This window comes from Gilliamella sp. W8136 (genome assembly GCF_016101285.1).
GTDB classification, from domain to species: Bacteria; Pseudomonadota; Gammaproteobacteria; order Enterobacterales; family Orbaceae; genus Gilliamella; species Gilliamella apicola_N.
The window spans coordinates 1-982 of record NZ_JACFQU010000043.1 but is presented as its reverse complement, the minus strand read 5'-3'; the positions used below and the strand labels follow the sequence as shown (position 1 = coordinate 982).

Below are 982 nucleotides of genomic sequence, written 5' to 3'. Positions count from 1 at the left end.
ATAAATAAAGCGTCTGCTTTCGCTTTTTGTTTTGGCTTCGTAACCAGTGATTTAATTTAATAAATCAGAAGTTACGTTATCATACATTTAGCCACTACAAAAATTATTTACCAATAAAAATAAGATCATTTACTAATTTTTCATTATCGTAAGTTATATCATTAAGTCTTTTTTTGTATATTTCACAAAGATCATAAATCGAAATTTCTTTAACTTTTACATTATCAAAATCACTTAATTCTTTGCTTTCACCTTTAGTTATTATCCATACCTGTTTACTTTTTCCTGTTAATTGAATAGTTTTAGGTGTAATTCCACCATCAATTTTTTTTGTATTAAAGGTTAATTGAGCTTTTTGACTTAATTTATTAATATAGTTTTCAATTTGCTCTTCTTTAAATGATTCAAAATTTCCTTGTAAAGTGCAGTCATACATTACAGCTAAATTTTCTATTATAAAAAAACCATCAGCCTTGCCAGCTTGATTAATTCGATCAAATTGAAATGTTTTATTAACTCCAATAGTTTTTAATAAAATAAAGACTGAATCTTCAAATTCTGAAGGATCGTTAATTAATTTTATTTTGTTAATTGAATCAATTAGATAAGATTTATACTCTTCAACGCCTATTTTATTTACAATTTCGTTACTGTCATTAATGCTGTCAGCATCTGATTTTATGATTTTTATTTCTGTAGCAAACCGTTGTCCAGATTCTTTATCATGGTTAGTAAATGAAACTTTCATTCCAATAGATATGTCTTCTATAGGAAGATTATCAAAATCTTTTTTTTTAAAATAATAATCATTTCCTTCATCTAACGCTCTAATAAAACCAAAGTAATAATCTTCATTATTTTTATCTCTATAAAGGCTTTTAATTTGACTTATCACTTATGAATCTCCTTATTTAAGTAAAAAATAAACTTATAATCAAAATTTAAACATAATAGCAGGATTATTACCATTAAACTATCGTTA

At 24.4% G+C, this 982-nt stretch carries 1 protein-coding gene; it reads right to left on the bottom strand.

Features of this window, described 5'->3' with window-relative positions; genetic code table 11:
* Positions 1-103 precede the first annotated feature (103 nt).
* Complete coding sequence (locus tag H3T96_RS14580) at positions 104-895, bottom strand: hypothetical protein (RefSeq protein ID WP_144093571.1); 792 nt, start codon at positions 893-895, stop codon at positions 104-106.
* Positions 896-982: the final 87 nt, after the last annotated feature.